The following is a 255-nucleotide window of genomic DNA, read 5'->3' as shown; positions in this document are numbered from 1 at the left end:
GCGTGGAGGCGTTTCACTGTCCTGTTCGGGATGGGAAGGAGTGGTTCCACCCTGCTATGGCCTCCGGGCTTTAACTTGTTCTGCATCTTTCGATGCTCGGAAATTCTTATCAATCTTGACGAGCATTCAAGCTCTGCTTTGTTTTACTTTACTTGCTACAACCAACGTAGGCTTTAAGCTTCACGGTTATAGGATCAAGCCTCACGAGCAATTAGTATCAGTTAGCTCAATGCCTTACAGCACTTACACACCTGA

General features: G+C 46.7%; 1 rRNA gene. It reads right to left on the bottom strand.

Features of this window, described 5'->3' with window-relative positions:
• Positions 1-68, bottom strand: a 5S ribosomal RNA gene (rrf, locus tag ACYQ4O_RS13145); the annotation flags it as partial.
• Positions 69-255: the final 187 nt, after the last annotated feature.

The organism is Turicimonas sp. TL08, assembly GCF_054660695.1.
This window is presented reverse-complemented; position numbering and strand designations above follow the sequence as displayed.